This is a genomic window from Streptomyces sp. NPDC032472 (assembly GCF_040636955.1).
GTDB lineage: Bacteria > Actinomycetota > Actinomycetes > Streptomycetales > Streptomycetaceae > Streptomyces.
The window spans coordinates 61,967-83,139 of record NZ_JBEZVK010000031.1 but is presented as its reverse complement, the minus strand read 5'-3'; the positions used below and the strand labels follow the sequence as shown (position 1 = coordinate 83,139).

General features: G+C 73.9%; 16 protein-coding genes, 1 tRNA gene and 2 pseudogenes. 12 read left to right on the top strand and 7 right to left on the bottom strand.

Annotation, left to right across the window (positions count from 1 at the left end):
• Positions 1-118: 118 nt before the first annotated feature.
• Both AB0F11_RS21965 and AB0F11_RS21960 read left to right on the top strand, forming a co-directional pair.
• Positions 119-919: an SGNH/GDSL hydrolase family protein gene (locus AB0F11_RS21965; protein ID WP_362176222.1), complete on the top strand. Its 801-nt coding sequence runs from the start codon at positions 119-121 to the stop codon at positions 917-919.
• Positions 920-1,110: 191 nt separating this feature from the next.
• Positions 1,111-2,313 carry an MBL fold metallo-hydrolase gene (locus AB0F11_RS21960; protein WP_362176219.1) on the top strand — a complete coding sequence of 401 codons (1,203 nt, stop codon included), beginning with the start codon at positions 1,111-1,113 and terminating at the stop codon, positions 2,311-2,313.
• 913 nt (positions 2,314-3,226) lie between these two features.
• On the opposite strand, the gene AB0F11_RS21955 is transcribed toward AB0F11_RS21960, so the two are convergent.
• Positions 3,227-4,771 (bottom strand): FAD-dependent monooxygenase, encoded by a 1,545-nt coding sequence (locus AB0F11_RS21955; protein WP_362176216.1) that lies wholly within the window; start codon positions 4,769-4,771, stop codon positions 3,227-3,229.
• Between the two features lie 120 nt (positions 4,772-4,891).
• On the opposite strand from AB0F11_RS21955, the gene AB0F11_RS21950 reads away from it, so the two are divergent.
• The 6 genes from AB0F11_RS21950 (at position 4,892) to AB0F11_RS21925 (ending at position 10,413) form a co-directional block, all read left to right on the top strand.
• A complete protein-coding gene (locus tag AB0F11_RS21950; protein WP_362176213.1) occupies positions 4,892-5,545 on the top strand; it encodes a TetR/AcrR family transcriptional regulator C-terminal domain-containing protein in 654 nt (217 codons plus the stop codon).
• A 280-nt stretch (positions 5,546-5,825) separates the two neighbouring features.
• Positions 5,826-8,276 carry an ATP-binding protein gene (locus AB0F11_RS21945; protein ID WP_362176210.1) on the top strand — a complete coding sequence of 817 codons (2,451 nt, stop codon included), beginning with the start codon at positions 5,826-5,828 and terminating at the stop codon, positions 8,274-8,276.
• 62 nt (positions 8,277-8,338) lie between these two features.
• Positions 8,339-8,830: a roadblock/LC7 domain-containing protein gene (locus AB0F11_RS21940; protein WP_362176258.1), complete on the top strand. Its 492-nt coding sequence runs from the start codon at positions 8,339-8,341 to the stop codon at positions 8,828-8,830.
• Entirely contained in the window at positions 8,830-9,243 is a 414-nt protein-coding gene (locus AB0F11_RS21935) for a DUF742 domain-containing protein (protein WP_362176207.1), read from the top strand. Before AB0F11_RS21940 ends, AB0F11_RS21935 begins: the two co-directional genes overlap by 1 nt.
• Positions 9,221-9,865, top strand: a complete 645-nt coding sequence (locus AB0F11_RS21930; RefSeq protein ID WP_362176204.1) for an ATP/GTP-binding protein — start codon at positions 9,221-9,223, stop codon at positions 9,863-9,865. Before AB0F11_RS21935 ends, AB0F11_RS21930 begins: the two co-directional genes overlap by 23 nt.
• Positions 9,862-10,413, top strand: coding sequence for a GAF domain-containing protein (locus tag AB0F11_RS21925; RefSeq protein WP_362176201.1), 552 nt, complete (start codon positions 9,862-9,864; stop codon positions 10,411-10,413). Before AB0F11_RS21930 ends, AB0F11_RS21925 begins: the two co-directional genes overlap by 4 nt.
• Before the next feature lie 87 nt (positions 10,414-10,500).
• Here AB0F11_RS21925 and AB0F11_RS21920 read toward each other — a convergent pair whose 3' ends face one another.
• Positions 10,501-11,397: a transketolase C-terminal domain-containing protein gene (locus AB0F11_RS21920; protein ID WP_362176255.1), complete on the bottom strand. Its 897-nt coding sequence runs from the start codon at positions 11,395-11,397 to the stop codon at positions 10,501-10,503.
• Positions 11,398-11,408: 11 nt separating this feature from the next.
• The gene (locus AB0F11_RS21915) at positions 11,409-12,110 is read right to left on the bottom strand and encodes a transketolase (protein WP_362176198.1); all 702 of its coding nucleotides are present in this window, start codon (positions 12,108-12,110) and stop codon (positions 11,409-11,411) included.
• Between the two features lie 146 nt (positions 12,111-12,256).
• On the opposite strand from AB0F11_RS21915, the gene AB0F11_RS21910 reads away from it, so the two are divergent.
• Positions 12,257-12,330: transfer RNA gene (locus AB0F11_RS21910), tRNA-Pro, on the top strand.
• 32 nt (positions 12,331-12,362) lie between these two features.
• Here the strand turns inward: AB0F11_RS21910 and AB0F11_RS21905 are convergent.
• The 4 genes and pseudogenes from AB0F11_RS21905 to AB0F11_RS21890 all read right to left on the bottom strand — a co-directional run bounded on the left by AB0F11_RS21905 (position 12,363) and on the right by AB0F11_RS21890 (position 17,434).
• Positions 12,363-12,935 carry a tyrosine-type recombinase/integrase gene (locus AB0F11_RS21905; protein WP_362176252.1) on the bottom strand — a complete coding sequence of 191 codons (573 nt, stop codon included), beginning with the start codon at positions 12,933-12,935 and terminating at the stop codon, positions 12,363-12,365.
• 38 nt (positions 12,936-12,973) lie between these two features.
• Positions 12,974-13,438, bottom strand: a pseudogene (locus AB0F11_RS21900) (IS5 family transposase); the annotation flags it as partial.
• Between the two features lie 45 nt (positions 13,439-13,483).
• Positions 13,484-14,254, bottom strand: coding sequence for a transposase family protein (locus tag AB0F11_RS21895; protein ID WP_362176195.1), 771 nt, complete (start codon positions 14,252-14,254; stop codon positions 13,484-13,486).
• A gap of 225 nt (positions 14,255-14,479) precedes the next feature.
• Positions 14,480-17,434, bottom strand: a complete 2,955-nt coding sequence (locus AB0F11_RS21890) for a BTAD domain-containing putative transcriptional regulator (RefSeq protein WP_116157895.1) — start codon at positions 17,432-17,434, stop codon at positions 14,480-14,482.
• A gap of 80 nt (positions 17,435-17,514) precedes the next feature.
• On the opposite strand from AB0F11_RS21890, the gene AB0F11_RS21885 reads away from it, so the two are divergent.
• From AB0F11_RS21885 to AB0F11_RS21875, 3 genes and pseudogenes are all read left to right on the top strand, one after another.
• Positions 17,515-19,044, top strand: a complete 1,530-nt coding sequence (locus tag AB0F11_RS21885; protein ID WP_362176192.1) for a GNAT family N-acetyltransferase — start codon at positions 17,515-17,517, stop codon at positions 19,042-19,044.
• A gap of 36 nt (positions 19,045-19,080) precedes the next feature.
• Positions 19,081-20,271: pseudogene (locus AB0F11_RS21880) on the top strand (glycosyltransferase); the annotation flags it as partial.
• Between the two features lie 51 nt (positions 20,272-20,322).
• Positions 20,323-21,060: a class I SAM-dependent methyltransferase gene (locus AB0F11_RS21875; RefSeq protein ID WP_362176249.1), complete on the top strand. Its 738-nt coding sequence runs from the start codon at positions 20,323-20,325 to the stop codon at positions 21,058-21,060.
• Positions 21,061-21,173 lie beyond the last annotated feature (113 nt).

Genomic DNA, 21,173 nt, shown 5'->3' with positions numbered 1-21,173 from the left:
AGGGGGGCCCCGGCCTCACGCGCTGTTATTCCGCACCTGCCCGGTGGTAAAGATCACGGTCCGTCAACCCCTTCCTACGGTGGCGTAGGTCACGCGCCGCGGTGAAGGATATGGTCCCGTGGCAGCGACGACGACAGAGACGACGAAGAAGACGAACAGGACCATCGGCTCGTACGCGGCGATCGGGGACAGCTTCACGGAGGGTGTGGGGGACCCGGGACCCGAGGGGAGCTTCGTCGGCTGGGCGGACCGCCTGGCCGTGCTCTTGGCCGACCAGCGCCCGGAGGGCCGGTTCCGGTACGCGAACCTCGCGGTGCGGGGGCGCCTGCTCGACCAGATCGTGGCCGAACAGGTCCCGCGGGCCAAGGAGCTCGCGCCGGACCTCGTGACCTTCTGCGCGGGCGGCAACGACATCATCCGGCCCGGCAGCGACCCGGACGCCGTGGCGGAGCGGTTCGAGGCGGCCGTCGCCGACCTCGCCGGCTCCGTCGGACAGGTCATGATCACCACCGGGTTCGACACCCGTGGCGTGCCCGTCCTCAAGCACCTGCGGGGCAAGGTCGCGACGTACAGCGCGCACGTGCGCGCCATCGCCGACCGGTACGACTGCCCGGTCCTCGACCTCTGGTCGCTGAAGTCCGTACAGGACCGGCGCGCTTGGGACGACGACCGGCTCCACCTGTCGCCCGAGGGCCACACCCGGGTCGCCCTGCGCGCCGCCCAGGTGCTCGGGCTCGGGGTGCCGGCCGACCCCGACCAGCCGTGGCCGCCGCAGCAGCCGCGCGGCTCGGTGGACGTGACCCGCGACAACATCCAGTGGGCCCGCGAGCACCTGGTGCCGTGGATCGGGCGCCGGCTGCGCGGGGAGTCCTCCGGAGACCATGTCGAGGCGAAGCGGCCGGACCTGCTGCCGCTGTAGGCCGCCCGCGGTGGGCCGCGTCCGGACCGGAGCGGGGGGCGGGGGCGCTGCGGAGTCCGTTGCGGAGTCCGTCGCAGAATCCGATGCGGAATCCGATGCGGAATCCTTCGGGGCCGCGACGCGTTGGGATGGTGGCGGGCCGGGGTGTCATCCCGGCCTGCTCCCGTCCGCCCCACCTCCCAGGAGGCGCCTTGACCGGCTCCCTTCCCCTGCGTCCCCGGCTGCGCGCCCTGCGCCCCGAAGCCTTCGGCGCGGATCCGTCCGGCGCACGGCTGGAGCGCATCCGGCGCTCGCCGAACTTCGCCGACGGCGTGTTCCAGAACCCGGTGGGGGCCCGGACCAGGCCTTCCGGCTCCATGCTGGAGTTCGCCAAGATCTACTTCCACAAGGAGCAGCGGATCCGGCGCAGCCCCGTCGCGCCCGTCCCCGTCTACCCGACCACCCTCGCCGAGCTCGCGAAGCCGCCGGCCAGCGGGCTGCGCCTGACCTGGATGGGGCACTCCAGCGTCCTCGCCGAGATCGACGGGCGCCGTGTGCTGTTCGACCCGGTCTGGGGCGAGCGGTGCTCCCCGTTCCCCTTCGCCGGGCCCCGGCGGCTGCACCCCGTACCCGTGCCGCTCGCCTCGCTGGGGCCGGTCGACGCCGTGGTGATCTCGCACGACCACTACGACCACCTCGACCTGCCCACCATCAAGCAGCTGGCCGGCACCGACACCGTCTTCGCCGTCCCGCTCGGCGTGGGCGCGCACCTGGAGCGCTGGGGCGTGTCCGCGGACCGGCTGCGCGAACTCGACTGGAACGAGAACACCGAGATCGCCGGGCTGTCCCTGACGGCGACCCCCGCACGGCACTTCTGCGGCCGCGGGCTGCGCAACCAGCAGCACACCCTGTGGGCCTCGTGGGTCGTCGCCGGAGACGAGCACCGGATCTTCCACAGCGGCGACACCGGCTACTTCCCCGGCTTCGAGGAGATCGGCGCCGCGCACGGCCCCTTCGACGCCACGATGATCCAGATCGGTGCGTACTCGGAGTACTGGCCCGACATCCACATGACCCCGGAGGAGGGCATGCGCGCCCACCTCGACCTCCAGGGCGGGATCCCGCACGGCACGATGCTGCCGATCCACTGGGGCACCTTCAACCTGGCCCCGCACCCGTGGGAGGAGCCCGGCGAGGGCACCGTCGCCGCGGCGCAGGAGCGGGGGGCCGCCGTCGCCCTGCCGATTCCTGGGCAGCCCTTCGAGCCGGGGGCCGCCGACGTACCGGCCGAGCCGTGGTGGCGCCCCTTCGCCGTCATTCCGGTGCGGCCCGCGGCGCCCGCAGCCGCCCTCTCGGCAGCCGCCGAACCGCAGCCGCCGGTCGCCCGCGAGGAACCGGAGGCCGTGGGCTCGTAGTCGCGGGGCGCGCCCCGGGCCGGCCGGCCTACGACCCGCCGGGCCGACCGATGCCGCGCCCACCCGCACCGCCGTCCGCCGGGCTCCGCCCGACCCCGCGCCTCAAACGCCGGCGGGGCTGGATTTGCCCGCCCCTGGCTTCGACGGCGGCCGTCGACCTGTCCTGGGCCGCTTTCGAAGCGGGTGTGGGCTACTTCAGCCTCGCCGGCGTTGGAGGCGCGGGCTTTGGGGCGGCGCCTCAGGAAACCCGGCTCCGCCGGGCACCGGGCTCTGCCAGGACTGCCGCCTCGGCCGCCGGCGGGGCTGGTTTTGTCTCGCCCCTGGCTTCGACGGCGGCCGTCGACCTGTCCTGGGCCGTTTTCGAAGCGGGTGTGGGCTACTTCAGCCTCGCCGGCGTTGGAGGCGAGGGGTCTGGGGCGGAGCCCCGGAACGCCCGGCCCCGCCGACCTTCGAAGCCCGGGGCTGGTTTTGCCCCGATCCTGGCTTCGAGGGCGGTCGGGCTGTACTGGACGACTTTCGGAGCGGGGGTTGGCATCCCAGCCTCGCCGGCGTTCGAGGCGCGGGGTTTGGGGCGGCGCCCCAGGACACCCGGCTCCGCCGGGCACCCGGCTCTGCCCGGACCCTCCCCCAGACTTCGTCCGGGGGACCCCCACTCAAACGCCGGCGAGGCGGGAAATGCCGGGCTCTCGTCGTAGGCGTCGGCAGAGCGCCCTGAAGTGCCGGGTCTGCCGGGTGCCGCCGGTGGGGGGGCATGGGATGCCGGCTCGCCGGGTGTCGCGGTGGGGGCGTGGGATGCCGGTCCTGCCGGTGTCGCGGTGGGGGCGTGGGATGCCGGTCCTGCCGACGGCGGGGCGTGTGGGATGCGGGGCCTGGCGGCGGTGAGGTGCCGGCTCTGGCGGGCTTCGGGACCTGGTCAGCCCGCCGGGGTGGACGGTGCGCTCTGCGTCGGACCGGGCGCCGGCGGGCCGAACCAGGTGGTGAGGGCCGTGTGGAGGGCTGACGTGTCCGGTATGGCGTCGGCCGCCCAGGCCACGTGGCCGTCGGGGCGGATCAGGAGTGCGGCGGGGGCCGGTATCGGCTCGGCGCCCGGGACGGCCCAGGGGCCGTCGTCGCACCGGGCCTCGACCAGGTCGACGCGGTCGGACCAGCCCCCGGCAGCCGCCGCCACGGCCGTGCTGCCGCGCAGGTCGAGGAGGACCGGGCGGGCGCCGCGCAGCAGCTCGACGACGCGGGTTTCGCCGTCGGCGGTCTTCAGGTCGGCGTCGGGGACCCGCCGGCCCGCCAGCGGGTGCTTGCAGCCGACGGCATAGCGGACGTCCAGCGCGCTGATCATGCCGCCCAGGTACGCGTTGACGTCCTCGAACCCGATGAGCCGGGCGAACACGTCGCGCAGCGCATCGGCCTGCGGGCCGGGCCGGGACAGTGCCGTCTGCGCACGCGTGTTGTGCAGCACCCGCTCCGCGACCGGATACCGCTCGGCGTGGTAGCTGTCGAGCAGCGTCTGCGGCGCCCGGCCGCGCACCACCGAGGCAAGCTTCCAGCCGAGGTTGACGGCGTCCTGCATTCCGGTGTTCATGCCCTGGCCCCCGGCGGGGTAGTGGACGTGCGCCGCGTCGCCCGCCAGGAGCACCCTGCCCTCGCGGTACCGCTCGGCCTGCCGGGCGGCATCGCCGAACCGGGAGACCCAACGCGGGCTGTGCATGCCGAAGTCGGTGCCCGCGGTCCGGAGCAGCGACTCCCGCAGCTGCTCGTACGTCGCCGGCTCGCCGCGGCCCGCGACGCGGTCGTACTGCACGGTGATCACCCGGTACCAGTCCGGCCCGAAGGGGATCACCGAGAAGTCGCCCTGCGCACTGCGCTGCATGAACACCGGCTCCGCGGGCGGTTCCTGGAGTTCGACGTCGCCGAGCAGCGCGGTCAGCGTCGCAGGCGTGCCGGGGAAGCCGATGCCGGCGAGCCTGCGCACCGCGCTGCGCCCGCCGTCGCAGCCCACGAGGTACCGGGCCCGCAGCGTGCGCCGGGGCGCGCCCGGGGTGTCCAGCGCGGCCTCGACCCCGGCGGCGTCCTGGCGGATCCCCGTCACCTCCGAGGACCAGCGCACCCGTACGCCCAGCTCCAGGGCCCACTGCGCCAGCACCTGCTCGGTGGCGGACTGCAGGATCATCAGCGGCTGCGGGTACCTGGTGGCGAGGTGGTCGAAGTCCAGCCACAGCCCCGAGAAGTGCCCGATCCGGCGCGGTACCCCCGCCGCCAGGAAGCGGTCGAGGACCCCGCGCTGGTCCAGCACCTCCATCGTCCGGGCGTGCATCCCGCCGGCCCGTGACTCGCCGCTCCGCTCCGCGAGCCGGTCGACGACCGCCACGTCGACGCCGGCCAGCCGCAGTTCGCAGGCGAGCATGAGGCCGGTCGGGCCGGCGCCCGCGATCAGTACGTCCGTGACCCTGCTGCCGTCGGTCATCGGTTCCCCCTTGGTACGGTCCGGTTGATGTTCTCTAACACCATTAGAGGTTCTCTCTAATGGTGTTAGAGTGTCAAGTGGCGGATGCGCAGGGGGAATAAGGGAGAGCGGGCCGGTCGGATGAAGATCAACCCTGAGCTGATCGCGCAGACGGCACTGCGCCTGCTCGACGAGGTGGGCCTCGACGGGCTCAGCATGCGCGCGGTCGCCGACGAGCTCGGCGTACGGGCGCCGACGCTCTACTGGCACATCAAGGACAAGCAGCAGCTGCTCGACGCCATGGCCACCCTCGTCTACGTCGAAGCGGCCGAGCAGCTCCGGCCGCCCCGCGAGGGCGCCTCCTGGGACGACTGGCTCGGCGACTGGGCCCGGCACCTGCGCCGGGCGATGCTCGGGCACCGCGACGGCGCGCGCGTCCTGGCCGGCACCTACGTGAGCCACCCGTCCGTGCAGCGGGCCGTGGAACTCGCCCTGCGCACCCTCCAGGACGCGGGGTTCGGCCCCAGCGAGGCCGCGCGGGGCCTCCCGACCCTCCTGCACTTCACCATCGGCCAGACCATCGAGGAGCAGGCCCACAGCGGCGCGGCGTACGGCGAGGACAACCCGTACGCGCCCGAGCGCATGGCCGCCGGCATCGACGCCGAGCGCTTCCCGCTGACCGCCGGCGCCATGGCCGAGCTGCTCGGCGCGGACGGCGACCAGGCCTTCGAGCACGGGCTGCGGATCATCCTCCTCGGCATGCAGGCGGCCAGGACGCCCCCGCGCGGGGAATGACCGCGCGCGGGAGGCGCGCACCGGGCGACGCGCCGGACCGCCGGACTGCCTTACGACCCGGCAGCGCACCCCGTACGGCCGCAGCGCAGCACCGCACCGAACACGCGCTCCCGGCGGATTCGGGCGGCCGTACGAGCGCTCCCGCGGGAGCGGGAAGCACCCCGGTGAAGTTCCCCAACTGGCTGTCAGCAGCAGGATCCTGCGGTCTAGCGTGGGTATCCGGTGATCAACACCGGGCCCCGGAACCCCTGGTGGCCCGGGCCCCACGTAGAGGACGCCGATGTCCGGACTCCGCGCTGCCCGCCACGCCCCGTCGAGACACGCCGCCACCGGTCCCGGGCGGCAGATACGGCCCCAGCTGGTGCGCGCCGCCGTGCTGCCCACCCTCGCCGCCGGTCTCAGCGGAACCGCCGCGGTGATCTTCACCCTCCAGCTCGGCGGCGGCGCGGGCCACCGCGACGCCCGCCTGTGGCCGGTCCTCTTCGGCTGCGCCCTGCTCGTCGTCGGCGCCCTGACCGCCGCCCTGCTCGGAGCCCAGCGCTCCGCCAAGGCCGTACGGGACCGGTGCGAGGCCCTGCGCCGCTCCAGCGTGCGCGGCCGCCAGGAGCTGCGCGCCGCCGCCGACCGGCTGGAGCGCGGCGAGCCCCCCGCCCGGCCCGTGCGCGGCGGACCCACCGCGCCGCCGCCCGGCACCGACCCCGAGCGGGTCGACGAGTTCTGGCTGCTCTCCCAGGAGTTGCGCGGCGCCCGCGAACTGGCGCACACCACCCTCGTCCGGCTGGCAGGACCCGCGGCCCCCTCCGACAGCGACCGCAAGGTCGAGGTCTTCGTGAACCTCGCCCGGCGCCTGCAGTCCCTCGTGCACCGGGAGATCTCGCTGCTCGACGAGCTGGAGGACACCGTCGAGGACCCCGACCTCCTCAAGGAGCTCTTCCACGTCGACCACCTGGCCACCCGGATCCGCCGCCACGCCGAGAACCTGGCTGTCCTCGGCGGCGCCGCCTCGCGCCGCCAGTGGACCCGGCCCATCGACCTGAGCGAGGTGCTGCGTTCGGCCGTCGCGGAGGTCGAGCAGTACACCCGGGTCAAGGTCGTGCCGCCCGCCGGGGGCACCGTACGCGGCCACGCCGTCGCCGACGTCGTGCACCTGCTGGCCGAACTCATCGAGAACGCCACGGTGTTCTCCGCCCCCGACACCGACGTGGTGGTGCGGGCCGAGCGGGTCACCGCGGGCATCGCGGTCGAGGTGGAGGACCGCGGCCTCGGCATGCCGGCGGCCGAGCAGCACCGGATGAACTCCCTGCTCGTCGACCCCGACCAGGTCAGCGTCCGGCACCTGCTGGCGGACGGGCGGATCGGGCTGTTCGTGGTCTCCGCCCTGGCCCGGCGGCACGGGATCGCCGTCGAGCTCAAGTCCAACATCTACGGCGGCGTGCTCGCGGTGCTCGTCCTGCCGCAGGACCTGCTCGGTGCGCAGGCGCCCGGCGGCGCCGACGCGCTGAACGGCTCGCGCGCCACCTCGTGGGGGACCGGCCAGGGCTCGGGCACACCACCGCTGGAACCGGTCCGGGTGAACGTGCCGCGGCCGATTCCGTCGACCCCGCCGACGCCACGGCCTACGTCGATCCCCGCGGCGCCGCAGGCCCGCCCGGCCTCGCCGGCGGAGGGGTCCCGCGAGGCAGCTGCTGGGCGGCACGCCGGTCCGGCGCCGGTCCGGGACGCGGGGCGTACGGCGGTTCCTGATCCCGCCGAGGCGCCCGCGGCGCCGCAGGCCCGTTCGGTTTCGTCGGCAGAGGGGTTCCGCGAGGGCGCCCCGGGTCGGCACGCCGGTCCGGTGTCGGTCCGGCACGCGGGGCGTGCGGCCGTGTCCGGTCCCGTCGAGGCGCCCGAGGACCGCTCGGCTTCGTCGGTGGACGGGTTCCGCGAGGGCTCCGCCGGGCGGCACGCCGGTCCGGCGTCCGTTCGGGACGCGGGGCGTGCGGCCGTGTCCGGTCCTGCCGAGGCGCCCGTCCGGCATACCGGGCCGGGCAGCAGCGGGGCGATGGCATCCGGCTCCGGGGTCCGGGGCGGAGCCCCGGTTTCGGGAAGGGGCGGGGTGGGGAATCCGCCGGAGGCCGAAGCGCCCCCGGCCGGGTCTGCCGGCGCCCCGCGTGACGGGGGAGCCGCCCGGGACAGGGCGGCCGACGCCTGGTCGCTGTACTTCCGGGGTACGGGGGCCGCCCCGGCCGCCGCCCCGGGCCCGGTGGAGGCGTCCGGCCCCGCGGGGGACGCGGACCCCGCTTCCGTACGGAGCCCGGGGCGGGCCTCGGCGGCGGATCCCGGCCGGGACGCCGCGCCGGTCTCCGGCTGGGACGGGGGGTCCCGGCCCGGCGGCGCCGGTGCCCTGGGGGCAGCCGGGGACCCGGTCCCGGGGGCCGCCCTGGACCTCGGGGCCGGGCTGGACCTCGGCCGGGATCCGGGACCGGGACCGCGGTCGGCCCCCGCCCCCCGCGGGGCAGCCCACCCGGGGCCCACCCCCGACCGGCTGCCCGTGACCGTACCGGCGGCGCGGACGGACCCCGACCGGCCGCCCCTGCCCCGCCGGCGGGCCCAGTCCCACCTCGCGCCCGAACTGCGCGACGCCCCCGCCCCGCGGCGGGCCGGCACGCCCGACCAACCCGTCCACGACCCCGGCCTGATGGCCGCCTTCCGGCGCGGCTTCGGCCTCGCGCACGCGGAGGACGAGGCATGACCCCGACCACCCCGACCACCCCGACCCCTCCGACCCCCCACCCCAGCAAGGAGCGCACCACCATGGGCGGCGAAACGGCAACGCGGACCAGCCGGCTCTCGGACCTCGACTGGCTGCTCAGCGGCCTGGTCCAGCGGGTCCCGTACACCCGCAGCGCGGTGCTCCTCACCGCCGACGGCCTGGTCACCTGCCGCCACGGCCTCGACGCCGACAGCGCCGACCACCTCGCCGCGCTCGCCTCCGGCCTGTACTCCCTCGGCCGCAGCGCCGGATCCCGCTTCGGCGACGGCGCCGAGGTCCGGCAGGTGGTGGTCGAGCTCGACAGCGCGCTCGTCTTCGTCTCCGCCGCCGGATCCGGCACCTGTCTGGCGGTCCTCGCGGACCGGGAGGCCGATGCGGGCGTGCTCGGCTACGAGATGGCCATGCTGGTCAAGAGCGTCCGCCCCTACCTGGCCGCCCCGCCGCGGCGCCCCGTCGCCGCCGACCGGGACCCCGACCGGGACCTCCACCGGGACCTCGACGGGGAGCCGGCCCGCGACCGGGCTCCGGAGTGATGCGGGCCCGCACCGCACCCGGCCGGGGAGCCCCGCGCGACGCCACGCCCTGGCTCGACGACTCGGCGGGCCGGGTGATGCGCCCGTACACGGCCAGCGGCGGCCGGACCCGCCCCGCCGTCGCCCTGGACCTGCTGTCCCTGGTGACCGCGACGGGGGTCCGGCCGCGCGCCGCCCTCGGCACCGAGCACACCCTCGCCCTGCGGCTGTGCGCGGGCGCCGCGGCCGTCACCGTCGCCGAGGTGGCCGGGCAACTGCGGCTCCCGGCCGTGGTGGTGAAGGTGCTGCTGTCCGACCTGATGGAATCGGGGGCCGTCACGGCGCAGGCGCCGCGGTTCCCCGGCGGCTCCTTGGCCGCAGACGACCTCTCCCTGCTCCGGGCGGTGCTCGATGGCCTACGCCGACGACTGTGACACCCGCACCGCCACCCTGCCCGCGACGCTCAAGATCCTGGTTGCGGGCGGGTTCGGGGCGGGCAAGACGACCTTCGTGGGCGCGGTGAGCGAGATCGAGCCCCTGTGCACGGAGGAGCTGCTCAGCGGGTTCGGCGAGGCCGACGACCCGCTGGACGGCGTCGAGCGGAAGACCGCCACGACCGTGGCGCTCGACTTCGGGCGGATCACCCTGGACGAGCGGCACGTCCTCTACCTCTTCGGCACGCCCGGCCAGCAGCGCTTCTGGTTTCTGTGGGAGGAGCTGTGCGTGGGCGCGCTCGGCGCGGTGGTCCTCGCCGACACGCGCCGGCTCGCCGACTGCTTCCCGGCCGTCGACTTCTTCGAGCGGCGCGGGATCGGATTCATCGTCGCCGTCAACGAGTTCGACGACGGCCACCGCTACAGCGCCGAGGAGGTCCGCGACGCGGTGGGGCTCGGGCCCGAGGTGCCGGTCGTACGGTGCGACGCGCGGCTGGCGAGCTCGGGCAACGGGGCCCTGGCGGCCCTCGTCAACCACCTGCTGTTCACGGCGGCGTCGGCCACGCCGGCCTCGGCGGCAGACAACTCAGCGAAGTCCTCGGATTGGGGGGAACGGCCATGACGTACTACGAGTCGACCGGACACCTGTTGCTCACGCCGGTGGACCGGGAGGCGCCCGCGCGCGCCGTCCGGCTGCGCGAACTGGGCCTGGGGGAGCGGGCGGACCCGGAGCTCGACGCCTTCGCCCGGCGGGTCGCGGGCGCGCTGGACGCGCCGTACGCGGGGGTCAACTTCGTCGGCGAGGAACGGCAGTTCTTCGCCGGGCTGCACCACACCCCGGACGCCCCCGCGAGCGGCTACCCGGCGCGGGTGCTGCCCCGCGACCACGGCTACTGCCCGCACGTGGTGGTGCGCAGGAGGGCGCTGGTCCTGGAGGACGTCCGGGACTTCGCCCGGTTCGCCGGCAACGCCGTCGTCGACGAGTGCGGGGTCCGCTCGTACGCGGGGGCGCCGCTGACCGACGCGCGGGGGATGGTGCTGGGCACGGTGTGCGTGGTCGACCTCGAACCGCGCCGGTGGGGCCTGCAGGGACTGGCCGCGGTGAAGTCCCTCGCGGCGGAGCTCGTGGAGCTCATTCAGGCGCGCGAGGAGACCCTGCGGGCCGGCTGAGCGCCGCTGCCGCGGGCCGCCCGGCGGCCCGCGGCCCGGGAGGGGCGGTACGCGTCCTCCCGGGGCGGGGTCCCTCCCGGGGCGGGGTCACCGCAGGAAGGTGCCGATCCGCTCGCGCAGCGCGCGCGGGTCCAGGCCGTGCGCCGCGGTGTGCTGGTCGATGGTGCCGTAGCGGCGCAGCTCCGCCCGCCCCACGCCGAGCCCGAGCACGCGGTGCGGCACCTCGACCAGGGCATGCGCGGCGGCCTGCGAGGAGGTCCCGGCGAGGTAGGGCTCGACCAGGACCACGTCGGCGGCGCCCCGACCGACGGCCGCGCGCAGCGCCGCGTCGTCGAAGGGCCGCACGGTGCTCGCGTACAGCACCGTCACGTCCAGCTCCTCGGTCGCGGCGAGGACGTTGTCGAGCAGCGGGCCGACGGCGACGACCACGCCCCGGCTCCCCTCCCGTACGGTCCGCATCCGCAGGCCGTCCACGGGCTGCGGCGCGGCGTTCGACTGGAGCGACAGCCGGACGTACACCTTCTCGTCCCCGGCGGCGTACGCGTGGCGCAGCAGCGCCTCGGCCTCGTCCGGGTGCCCCGGCACGTGGACCGTCCAGCCGTCGAGGGTGTCCAGCAGGGCCACGTCGCCCGGCGCCATGTGGGTGAACCCGCCGGCCGGCCAGTCGTAGCTGGCGGCCGCGCTGACCAGGACCCCGCCCGTGCCCTGGTGCCCGAAGTCCAGCTTGACCTGCTCGAACGGCCGCTCCACGAGGAAGCTGGCGAAGGTGTGCAAGACGGGCCGCATCCCGGTGAGGGCGAGGCCGCCGCCGACGCCGAGCAGCAGCTGCTCGCGGATGCCGACGTTGATCACGCGCTCCGGGTGGCGCTGCTGGGCGGGCCGGAACCCGTCCATCGAGATCTCGGCGAGCACCAGCGCCAGCCGGGGATCCCGGTCGAGCTCCCGGGACGTGACCGAGATGAACCGCTCGCGCATGTTGTCCATGACGCTCCCCCTCATGCCTTCTTCTCGACGCGGGCGACCACGGCGTGCGGCCGGCCCGGGTGCGGTGCCGTGTAGGCGGCGTGCAGTGCCGCGTGGTCGCGCCCGTCCACGGTGACCGCGGACCAGCCGGCTGCCTCGAAGCGGGAGGCGATCCCGCCCTGCCAGCCGTGGGTCGCCGAGGCGTTGTCGATCACCAGCGTGTGCAGCCGGTCCAGGCCGGCCGAGCCCGCGTACGCGATCGCCTCGTGGTTGCTGCCCTCGTCGAGCTCGGCGTCCCCGATGAGCACCCACACCGCCGGGTCGGTCAGCCCCTGGGCCCGCAGGCCGAGCGCACTGCCGACGGCGAGCGGCAGGCCGTGCCCGAGCGATCCGCTGGCGATCTCCACGCCCGGGATCAGGAGGCGGTCGGGGTGGTGTCCGAGCGGCGAGTGGTACGAGCCGAAGCCGCTGAGCCAGTCGACGGGGAAGAACCCCTTGGCGGCGAGCACGGCGTAGTACGCCATCGGCCCGTGCCCCTTGGAGAGCAGGAACCGGTCCCGCCCGGGGTCCTGGGCTGTCCCCGGCCCGACCCGCAGCACGCGGTCGTAGAGCACCCACAGTGCGTCCAGCGTGGACGTGGCCGCGGGCCCGTGCTTCTCGTCCCCGGTCATGAGCGCCATGAGGCGGTTCAGATCCTCGTAGCGGAACTCGGATTCCGCGGTTGCCTGTGTCATGAAAGGATCATGCAACCTCAAGCGCGATTGAGGTCAACAGCCGCCTGCGCCGACCCTCCGGGGAAACCTGCGCGCGACCACCCGGCGAAGTGCGGTATTGTTCTCGTGCGCGTTCGGCAAGGGGGAAACCCCAGGTCAGCGGGCATCGGGACGTGGCGCAGCTTGGTAGCGCACTTGACTGGGGGTCAAGGGGTCGCAGGTTCAAATCCTGTCGTCCCGACTGTGCGGAAACGCAGGTCGGAGGCCGTTCTCTCATCCATGAGAGGGCGGCCTTTCGTGCGTTCGGGAGCGTGGTGGTCGCAGTGTGGTCGCACGCCCGGGCTGGGATTGATTGGCTGCAGCGCTGGAGGCGGGCGGTGTGGGGGAGCGGAGCCGGCCGACGACCTCGCGGAGGCGGTGGAGGTGGTCGCGCGGTGGTCGCAGCCACGCGGGCCGGTCCGTACGGTCGGCCTTCTGCTGGGCGCCGCTGAGGACGTGGTCGATGGTGTCGACGGCCTGGTGCGCGGCCTGTTGGGTCAGGTGGCTGTACAGGTTCGCGGTCGTCGACAGGGTGGAGTGCCGCAGCGTCTTGGAGACCACGGTGAGGGGGACGCCGGCGGTGATGGTGATGGTGGCGGCGAGGTGTCGCAGGTCGTGGACGGTGACTCGGGGGACGCCGGCTTCCTCGGACAGCTGGTGGAGCCGGTCGAGCACGAGGTGCGGTCCGAGCGGGCGGCCTTCGGGTCGGCAGAAGACCAGACCCGCGAACGGATCACTGGGGTCGCCGCAGGTCCGGGCTGCCGAGCGTGCCCGGCGGCGGAGGGCTGCGGCGACGCGGGGCGAGATGGCGACCCAGCCTCTGCTCGAAGGCTATCACCACGCTGTCCTGCGGTGACCAGCAGGGACAGCGGCCGCTGGCCTTGCTCGCAGGCCAGGTGGATCTTCGTGGTGAAGCCGCCGCGGGACCGGCCCAGGCCGTGGTCGTCGGGCTCGACATGGATGCCGCCCGGCGGCTCGTTCTGAGCGTGTCCGTCGCGGCGGGCACCTGCGGCATGTTGGTGGGCCCGGCAGATCGTGGAGTCCACGTTGACCTCCCACGTGATCAGCCCGGCCGCGTCCGCCCGGGCCTGCAGCCCGGTCAGCAGCGCAGGCCACGTGCCGTCGCGCTGCCAGCGGCGGAAGAGTTCATAGACGGTCTGCCACGGCCCGTACTCCGACGGCAGATCCCTCCACGGAGCACCGGTCCGCACCCGCCACCGGATCCCGTTGATCAGCCTCCTCCGGCCAACCGACGGTCTGCCCAGCACCGCAACCGGCAACAACGGCTCCAGCACCGACCATTGCTCGTCTGGTTGCGTCCGGGCAGGTCGGGTCTGGTTTCGGTGCCGGTCTGGTCATGCGGCGAGGGCGAGGTTGTGCATATGGGCGACGGCCTGGACCGCGTGGTGGAGGCCGTTGCCGCGCTGTCGGCAGTCGCGGAGGATCTTGTAGTGCTTCATGCGGGCGAAGGCGTGCTCGACACGGGCCCGCACCCGCCGGTGCTCGGCGTTGTCCTCCTCCTCGCCCGGCAGCAGGGCCCGGCCGGGGCGTTTGCGGTGCGGGACGACCAGGCCGGTGTTGATGTAGGCGCCGTCGGCCAGCACGGTCACACCCTCGCACGCGGTGGCCAGGCCGGAGTCCCGCCAGGCCTTCGCGTCCGCGGTGGTGCCCGGCACCGGCCGGGCCGCAGCGACCACGAGTTTCGTGTCCGCGTCGATGATGACCTGCACGTTCGCCGAGAACCGGTAGTTGCGTGAGGACGCCCCGGTCTTTCGGTCGCGGACCGGGATGAGGGTGCCGTCCACGATCCACAACCGCTCGAGGGCGTCGGCCGGACGGGAAACGGGTTCGATCGCGAGCAGCGGCCGCAGCCGCTTGATCACCCGGCACACCGTCGCCGGTGAGACCCCGAAGAGCGGGGCGAGCTGCCGCATGGTGAGGTTCGTGCGGTAGTAGACGGCGACGAGCAGCACCCGGTCCGCCAGCGGCAGGCACCACGGCCGGCCACCACCAGGCCCGTTCCCACCCCGTTCACGCACGACCTTCACCAGCCGTTCGAACTGCCGCATCCGCAGGCCGGTGAACGTCTCAACCCACAACGGCTCAGCCCTCAACACCCCACGCATACAAGGGAAATGCCCGCTCCGCCGCCTTCTGCAACACGCTTTAGGCGGCGTCCCCGGGGGCGTGTCCGGAAAGTCTGGCCCGGCTCTGCGGGCGGACGCCAGTTCACTCCCGCGACCCGGCCTTGGTCGGCCCGGTCGCGGCGGAGCCGGAAGGGCACGCTGCTGCGGCTGGTCCGCAGCGGCCTCCCGTCGCCCGAGGCCCGTGGCCGAGGGCCGGGACCCCGGTCAGGACGTCTGGATGGAGCCCGTCGCGCCGTGACCGCCGCCGCCCATGCCGCCGGGACAGCCCTCGGTCGGCGGTAGCTCGGTGAGGAAGGTGCGGATCTCCTCGGCCTCGGGGACGGCGAGGGCGGTGTACAGGTCGAGGGCGTGTCGGGCGTGGTCGTGGGCGAGGGCGATGTGCCCCAGGTCGCGGTGGATGTGCGCCAGGCCGTCGTGGGCTCGGGCCTGCTCGGGCCGGTAGCCGGACTCGCGGGCGAGGGCCAGCGCGGTGTCGTGTTCGACCGCGGCCTGGGCCAGGTTGCCCAGGGAGCGGGCGGCCTCCGCGAGGGCGTTGAGCGACTCGGCCTCGTCTCCGGGGAAGTCGAACCTGCGGCTCAGCTCCAGGGCATCGCTGTGATGGCGCCGGGCCTCCTCGTAGCGGCCCTGCTGTTGGCACAGGAGCCCGAGGTTGTTCAGGACGATGGTCTCGCCGATGCGGGAACCCGCATCGCGGTAGGCATGCAGCGCTTGCCGATGGTGCTCGTGGGCGTCCTCGTACTGTCCTCGGCGTTCGTGGAGGAGGCCGAGGTCGGTCAGGCACCTGGCCTCGCCGGCGCGGTCGCCGAGCTCGCGGAAGAGCACGAGGGACTGCGTGCAGTGGTCGTGAGCCTCGTCGTACGCGCGCCGCCGCCGGGCGACGGTGCTGAGGCCCTGCAGGGCCCGGGCCGCGGCGCCCTGGTCGCCGGTCTCGTGCGCGAGGTCCAGGGCCTGGCGGTAGTGCTCGGCCGCCTGCTCGTGGTCGCCGTGCCACCAGTAGTGCACCTCGCCGAGATCGATGAGGGTGCGCGCTTCGGCAGCCGTGTCGCCGCTGCGGCGGCCGGCCTGGAGGGCCAAGCCGTGGAGGGCCAACGCCTCGGCCTGGTGGGCGTGGCCCAGCAGGTAGCGGTGCAAGGTGGCGGCCAGTTGGCTGGTGTGCAGGGGCCAGTCGTGTTCGGCCGCGTACGGGGCGGTTGCCATGAGGTTCGCGCGTTCGCTGTCCAGCCAGGTGATCGCCTCGGCCTCGTCCTGCGGGGGACTGGCGACCGGGCTGTCCGGCGCGGGGATGCGGGGCCTGCGGTTCCTGCCCTCGGGGTAGAGGTGGTCGATGGCCGTGCTCGCGGTGTGGAGATAGTGGTGGAACACCCGGCCGAGGGCCTCGCGCCGGGTGTCGGGGGATTCCTGTTCGGCCGCGGTGGCGAGGGCGTGCTCGCGCAGAAGGTCGTGGAAGGTGTAGCGGCCGAGCTGGTGCTGGGCCAGGACATGGGCGTCCAGGAGGTCTTCCAGGAGTATCTCGGCCTCATCGAGGGAGACGTCGGCCAGCGCGGCGGCCGCCTCAGGGACGATGTCACGGCCCGGCTGGAGCCCCAGGAGCCGGAACATGCGCTGCTGATCCGCGCTCAGCTGCTGGTAGGACAGCGTGAACGCCGCCGCCACTCCGCGCTCCGAGGTGGCCAGCTCCGCGAGTCTGCGGCGCTGGTCGCGGAGCCGCCCGGCCAGGTAGGCGACGGTCCAGCGGGGGCGATGGTGCAGGCGGGCGGCGGCGATGCGGACGGCCAGCGGCAGGAACCCGCACAACTGCAGGACATCGAGGACGGCCAGCGGTTCGGCGGCCGCTCGCTCGCCGACGATCGACGCAAACAACTCCATGGCGTCCGCGGCAGGCAGCACGTCCAAGGACAGGGCGTGCGCCCCGTCCAGGTCGGTCAGCCGTCGGCGGCTGGTGATCAGGACGAGCGCGCGGGAGGCCCCGGGCAGCAACGGGCGTACCTGCTCCGCGCCGAGGGCGTTGTCGAGGACCGCCAGCACGCGCCGGCCGGAGAGCTCGGCCCGCCACAGCGCGGCGCGATCGGCGACCGACGCGGGTATGTGGGCTGCGGGCACGCCGAGTTGACCGAGGAGGACTTCGAGCGCGGCACCGGCGTCGAGCGGCGCCTGGCCGGCGGTGTGCGCCTGCAGGTCGACGAAGAGCTGCCCGTCCGGGAAGCGGTCCGCCAGGCGGTGCCCCGCGTGGACCGCGAGGGTCGTCTTGCCGACACCAGCCATCCCGTCGATCGCCGAAATCGTCACGACAGCGCCGTTGTCGCCTGACCACAGGCGGATCAGCCCGTCCAGCTCGCCCTCCCGACCGGTGAAGTCCGGGACGTCGTACGGAAGGAAGTTGACCCCCTGTGGCCTCGCCGGGGGCGCGGCGACCGGCGGCCGTAGATCGGGAGCGTCCCGCAGGATGTCCTGTTCGAGCTTGCCGAACGCGTGGCCGGGGTCCAGTCCCTGCTGCTCGGCCAGGGTCGCTCGGAAGGTACGTGCCACCTCCAACGCGTCGGTCTGGCGCCCGGCGCGGTGCAGCGCGAGCATCAGCTGACAGCACAGCCGCTCCCGCAGGGGGTGCGCCGCCGCGTGGACGGAGAGCTCGTCGATGAGGGCCTCGTGCCGGCCCCGGGCCAGCTCCAGCTCGGCCAGGCGCTCGACGGCGGTGAGCAGTTGTCCGTTGAGACGCGCTCGGGCGCCCTGGACGTAGTCGGCGGTGATGTCGGCCAGCGGCTCTCCCCGCCACAGCGCCAGCCCGGAACGTATCCGGTCCGCGGCGTCTCCCGGGTCGTCGGAGGCGGCCGGTGCCGTGCCGATCAGGCTGGTGAACTCGTCCAGGTCGAGCTGTCCCGGCTCGGGGGTGATCACGTATCCGCCAGGCCGGGTGGCCAGCATCCCGTCGGCTCCCGAAGCACGCAGCATCCGCCGGATCGCGGCGATCGTGGTCTGGATCTGCGCGCGGGCGGAATCCGGCGGCAGCGGCCCCCACATCGCGTCGACCAGACGATCCGTACTGATCGCCACTCCCGCATGCAGCAGCAGATAGGCCAGCACCGCGCGATGACGGGGCGCCAAGGCGGGCGCATCGGATCCGGGAGCCACGGCCTCCACCGGTCCGAGGATCGAGAACCGCATGCCGTTACTCCCGGGGTCACCAGCGCGTGCATAGAAGAAGCATCGGGAATGTATCAAGATCAACCGGCAGGGTTATCCGCATGACAGCACTCCACACCGTCGAACCGGAGACCGCGACCGGCGAGGCCGCGGCCCTGTTCACGGCCACGCACCAGGCTCTCGGGGTCATCCCCAACCTGGCCAGGGTGATGGCCAACAGCCCCGCCGTGCTGAAGGGGTACGTGGGCGCCCTCACCGCCCTGAGTACGGCGGGCGCCCTGCCGGCCTCCCTGCGCGAACGCATCGCGCTGCTGGTGGCGCAGGAGAACCGGTCCGACTACTGCCTGTCCGTGCACGCGTTCCGCGGGACCAGGACGGCCGGGCTGAGTGCGGCCGAGACCACCCGCGCCCGCCGCGGCGCGTCCGACGACCCCTGGGCCGCCGCCGTCCTGGGTCTGGCCGCGACGATGGTCCGCGACCGCGGCGCCGTCCCGAACGAGCAGCTGGCCGCAGCCCGGCGCGCCGGCCTGTCCGACGGGCAGATCGTCGAGGTCGTCGCCCATGTCGCCCTCAACGTCTTCACCAACTACCTCGCCACGACGGCCCGTATCGACATCGACTGGCCGCTCGTGCGCCACACCGAGGATCCCCACATGATCAGCATCGCCCCGCTCACCCACGTCTCTCCTGAAGCAGCCGCCGCCTGGCACACAGTCGTGTCGGCTTCGCTGGCCCACGATCTTCCGGAAGAACCCCGCCCCACGCTCGACCAGATCCACGCCCAGCTCACCGTCCCCGGGCGGGACAACCGCCGACTGCTCTGGCAGGCCACCGCGAGCGACGGTGCGGTGGTCGGCGTGGCCGCGCTGCGCTTGTTCACCTCGCCCGGTCAAAGCCACCTGTCCCAGCTGGAGCTGCACGTCGCTCCCGACCGGCGGCGCTCGGGCGTCGGCTCGCGCCTGCTCGCCACGGCCGTGGCGGCGGCACAGGCCGATCAGCGCCGCAGCCTCATCGCGGCCGTAGGCGGCAACGGGCCAGGTGACGCCTTCTGCGCCGCACGCGGCTTCCGGCGGGTGCTGGCACTGGACCACCTGCTGCTCGACGTCGCGCAGGCGGACGATGCCGCGGCCGACGCCGAGCACCCCGGCTACGAACTGGCGAGCTGGACCGGCACCGTACCCGACGCCCTGGCCGAGGCGTTCGCCGCCGCCAAGAACGCGATGAACGACATGCCCATGGGCGACATGGACTACGGCAGCCAGACCTGGACCGCCGACCGCGTCCGGGCCATGGCCGAAGTGCTCGCCGATCGCGGTGACGTCCTGCTCACGACGGCTGTGCTCGGCAAGGGCGAGATGGCCGGGTACACCGAGATCGTCATCCGGGCCGGGGAGACCCACCGGGCCCTGCAGTACGACACCGTCGTGGTACCCGCGCATCGCGGCCACGGGCTCGGACTGTGGGTCAAGGCGGAGATGCTGCGCAGGCTCCGCGTCGAGCACCCCGGAATCGTGGAGATCGAGACCGACAACGCCCAGGACAACACCCATATGCTCGCCGTCAACCGGCAGTTGGGCTTCCGCTTCCACCGCAGCACCCACGAGTACCAACTCGACCTGCCCACCACCTGAACACCCCACATCTCAGAGAAAAGAGAAATCACGCCCATGCGTGTGCTGTTGATGGCGTACGGATCGCGCGGCGACATCGCGCCGCTCGCGGGACTTGCGGCGCAGCTGCGGAAACGCGGCGCGGAGGTACGCGTCTGCGCCCCGCCGGACGACGAGTTCGCTGAACTGCTTGCGGGAGTCGGCGCGGAACTGGTGCCCTTCGGGCGCGACGTGCGCGAGCTGGTCACGGGGGCGCCGCCCTCGGACGTCTCCGGGTTCGCGGCCGAGCTGGTCGCCGCGCACTTCGAGACGGTCGGCAAGGCGGCCGAGGGCTGCGACGTGCTCGTGGCGAGCGGACTGATGCCGGCCGGCGCCCGTTCGGTGGCCGAGAAGCTGGGCATCCGCTACGTGTACGCAGGGTTCCATCCGTTCGACCTGCCCTCCGCGCACTACCCGCCGCCGCCGCGGCCCGGCCCGCCCGCGCCGGACGACATGACCGACAACCAGGCCCTGTGGGACCTGGACGCCCAGAAGGTCAACGCCCTCTACCGCGAGCCGCTCAACGCCCACCGCGAGGCGATCGGCCTCGCCCCAGTGGACAACGTCCGCGACCACGTCTTCACCGACCGGCCATTGCTGGCGGCGGACCCGGTCCTGGGCCCGTGGGAGCAGCTGACGAACCTCGACCTCGTGCAGACCGGCGCGTGGATCCTGCCCGACGACCGCCCCCTGCCCGCCGATCTGGAGGCGTTCCTGGACGCCGGCACCCCACCGGTGTACGTCGGCTTCGGCAGCATGCCCATGAAGGCCGCCACCGACATCGCCCGGACAGCCGTCGAGGCGGCCCGCGCGCAGGGCCGCCGTGTGCTCGTCTCCCGCGGCTGGGCGGACCTGGACCTCGTGGACGCCTCGGACGACTGCTTCGCCGTGGGCGACGTCAGCCACCAGACCCTATTCCGTCGGGTCGCGGCAGTCGTCCACCACGGCGGGGCGGGCACCACGACCACCGCAGCCCGAGCCGGTGCACCCCAGGTGGTGGTGCCCCAGTTCGTGGACCAGCCGCATTGGGCCGCCCGGGTGGCCGAGCTGGGCATCGGCGCGGCACACGACGGCCCCACCCCGACCTTCGAGACCCTGTCCGCCGCACTCAGGACCGCCCTGACCCCCGAGACGCAAGCACGGGCGAAGGCCGTCGCCGCCACGATCCGCACCGACGGGACGGCGGTCGCCGCGGACCTGCTCCTCGACGGGACAGTGGCGGCCGCGGACCTGCTCCTCGACACGAAGCCGGCGCCTCCACTGAGCCGCGAACAGATCTCCGCGATCGCCCACACCCACCACCCGATCAAGTCTCCGCTCGACGACGACTCGGTCAGCCGACTGCTCGAACACGCCCTCCCGCGAGGCGACGAGCGCGTCCTCGACCTCGGATGCGGCACAGCGGAGTGGTTGCTGCGCGCCCTGGCCACCCGCCCGCAGCTCCATGCCGAGGGCGTCGACGTCTCCGAAGTCGCCTTGACGCAGGCCCGCCGATCAGCAGGCAGGCTCGGGGTGGACGAGCGCCTGGTCCTCCACCGGCAGGAAGCCGCGGACTTCAGCCCCCCCCAGCCGTACGACCTGGTGATCAGCGTCGGCGCCACGCACGCCTTCGGCGGTCTTCTCGCCACCCTCGCGGCGGCCCGCAAGCACCTGGCTCCCGGAGGCCGCGTCCTGATCGGCGAGTCCTTCTGGGAGCGCACCCCGTCGCCGGCGGCCCTCGAGATGTTCGGCGACCTCGCCGATCTGGCCACCACGGTGGACAGCGTCGTCGCCGACGGGTGGACCCCCGTCCACGGTCACGTCAGCACACGCGGGGAGCGGGACGCGTACGAGTGGGCCTGCTGGGGATCGCTCGCCTCATGGGCCCTGGACCACCAGGACGATCCGGCCGGCGCCCAGGCACTGGAGACGGCCACTGCCGCGCGTTCCGACTGGCTGCACGGGTACCGGGACAGCTTCGGCTTCGTCTGCCTGGTCCTGCGCCGGACATCCGATTAAGAAGTCGTCTTTTGGCGGGTCAGTTCGCTGTGCGGGGGATCGTGAGTGTCTGGCCGCGACACCCACGGGACCGTGCTGCCGGAGCTCGACCTCGGCGGCGGTCACGGCATCGC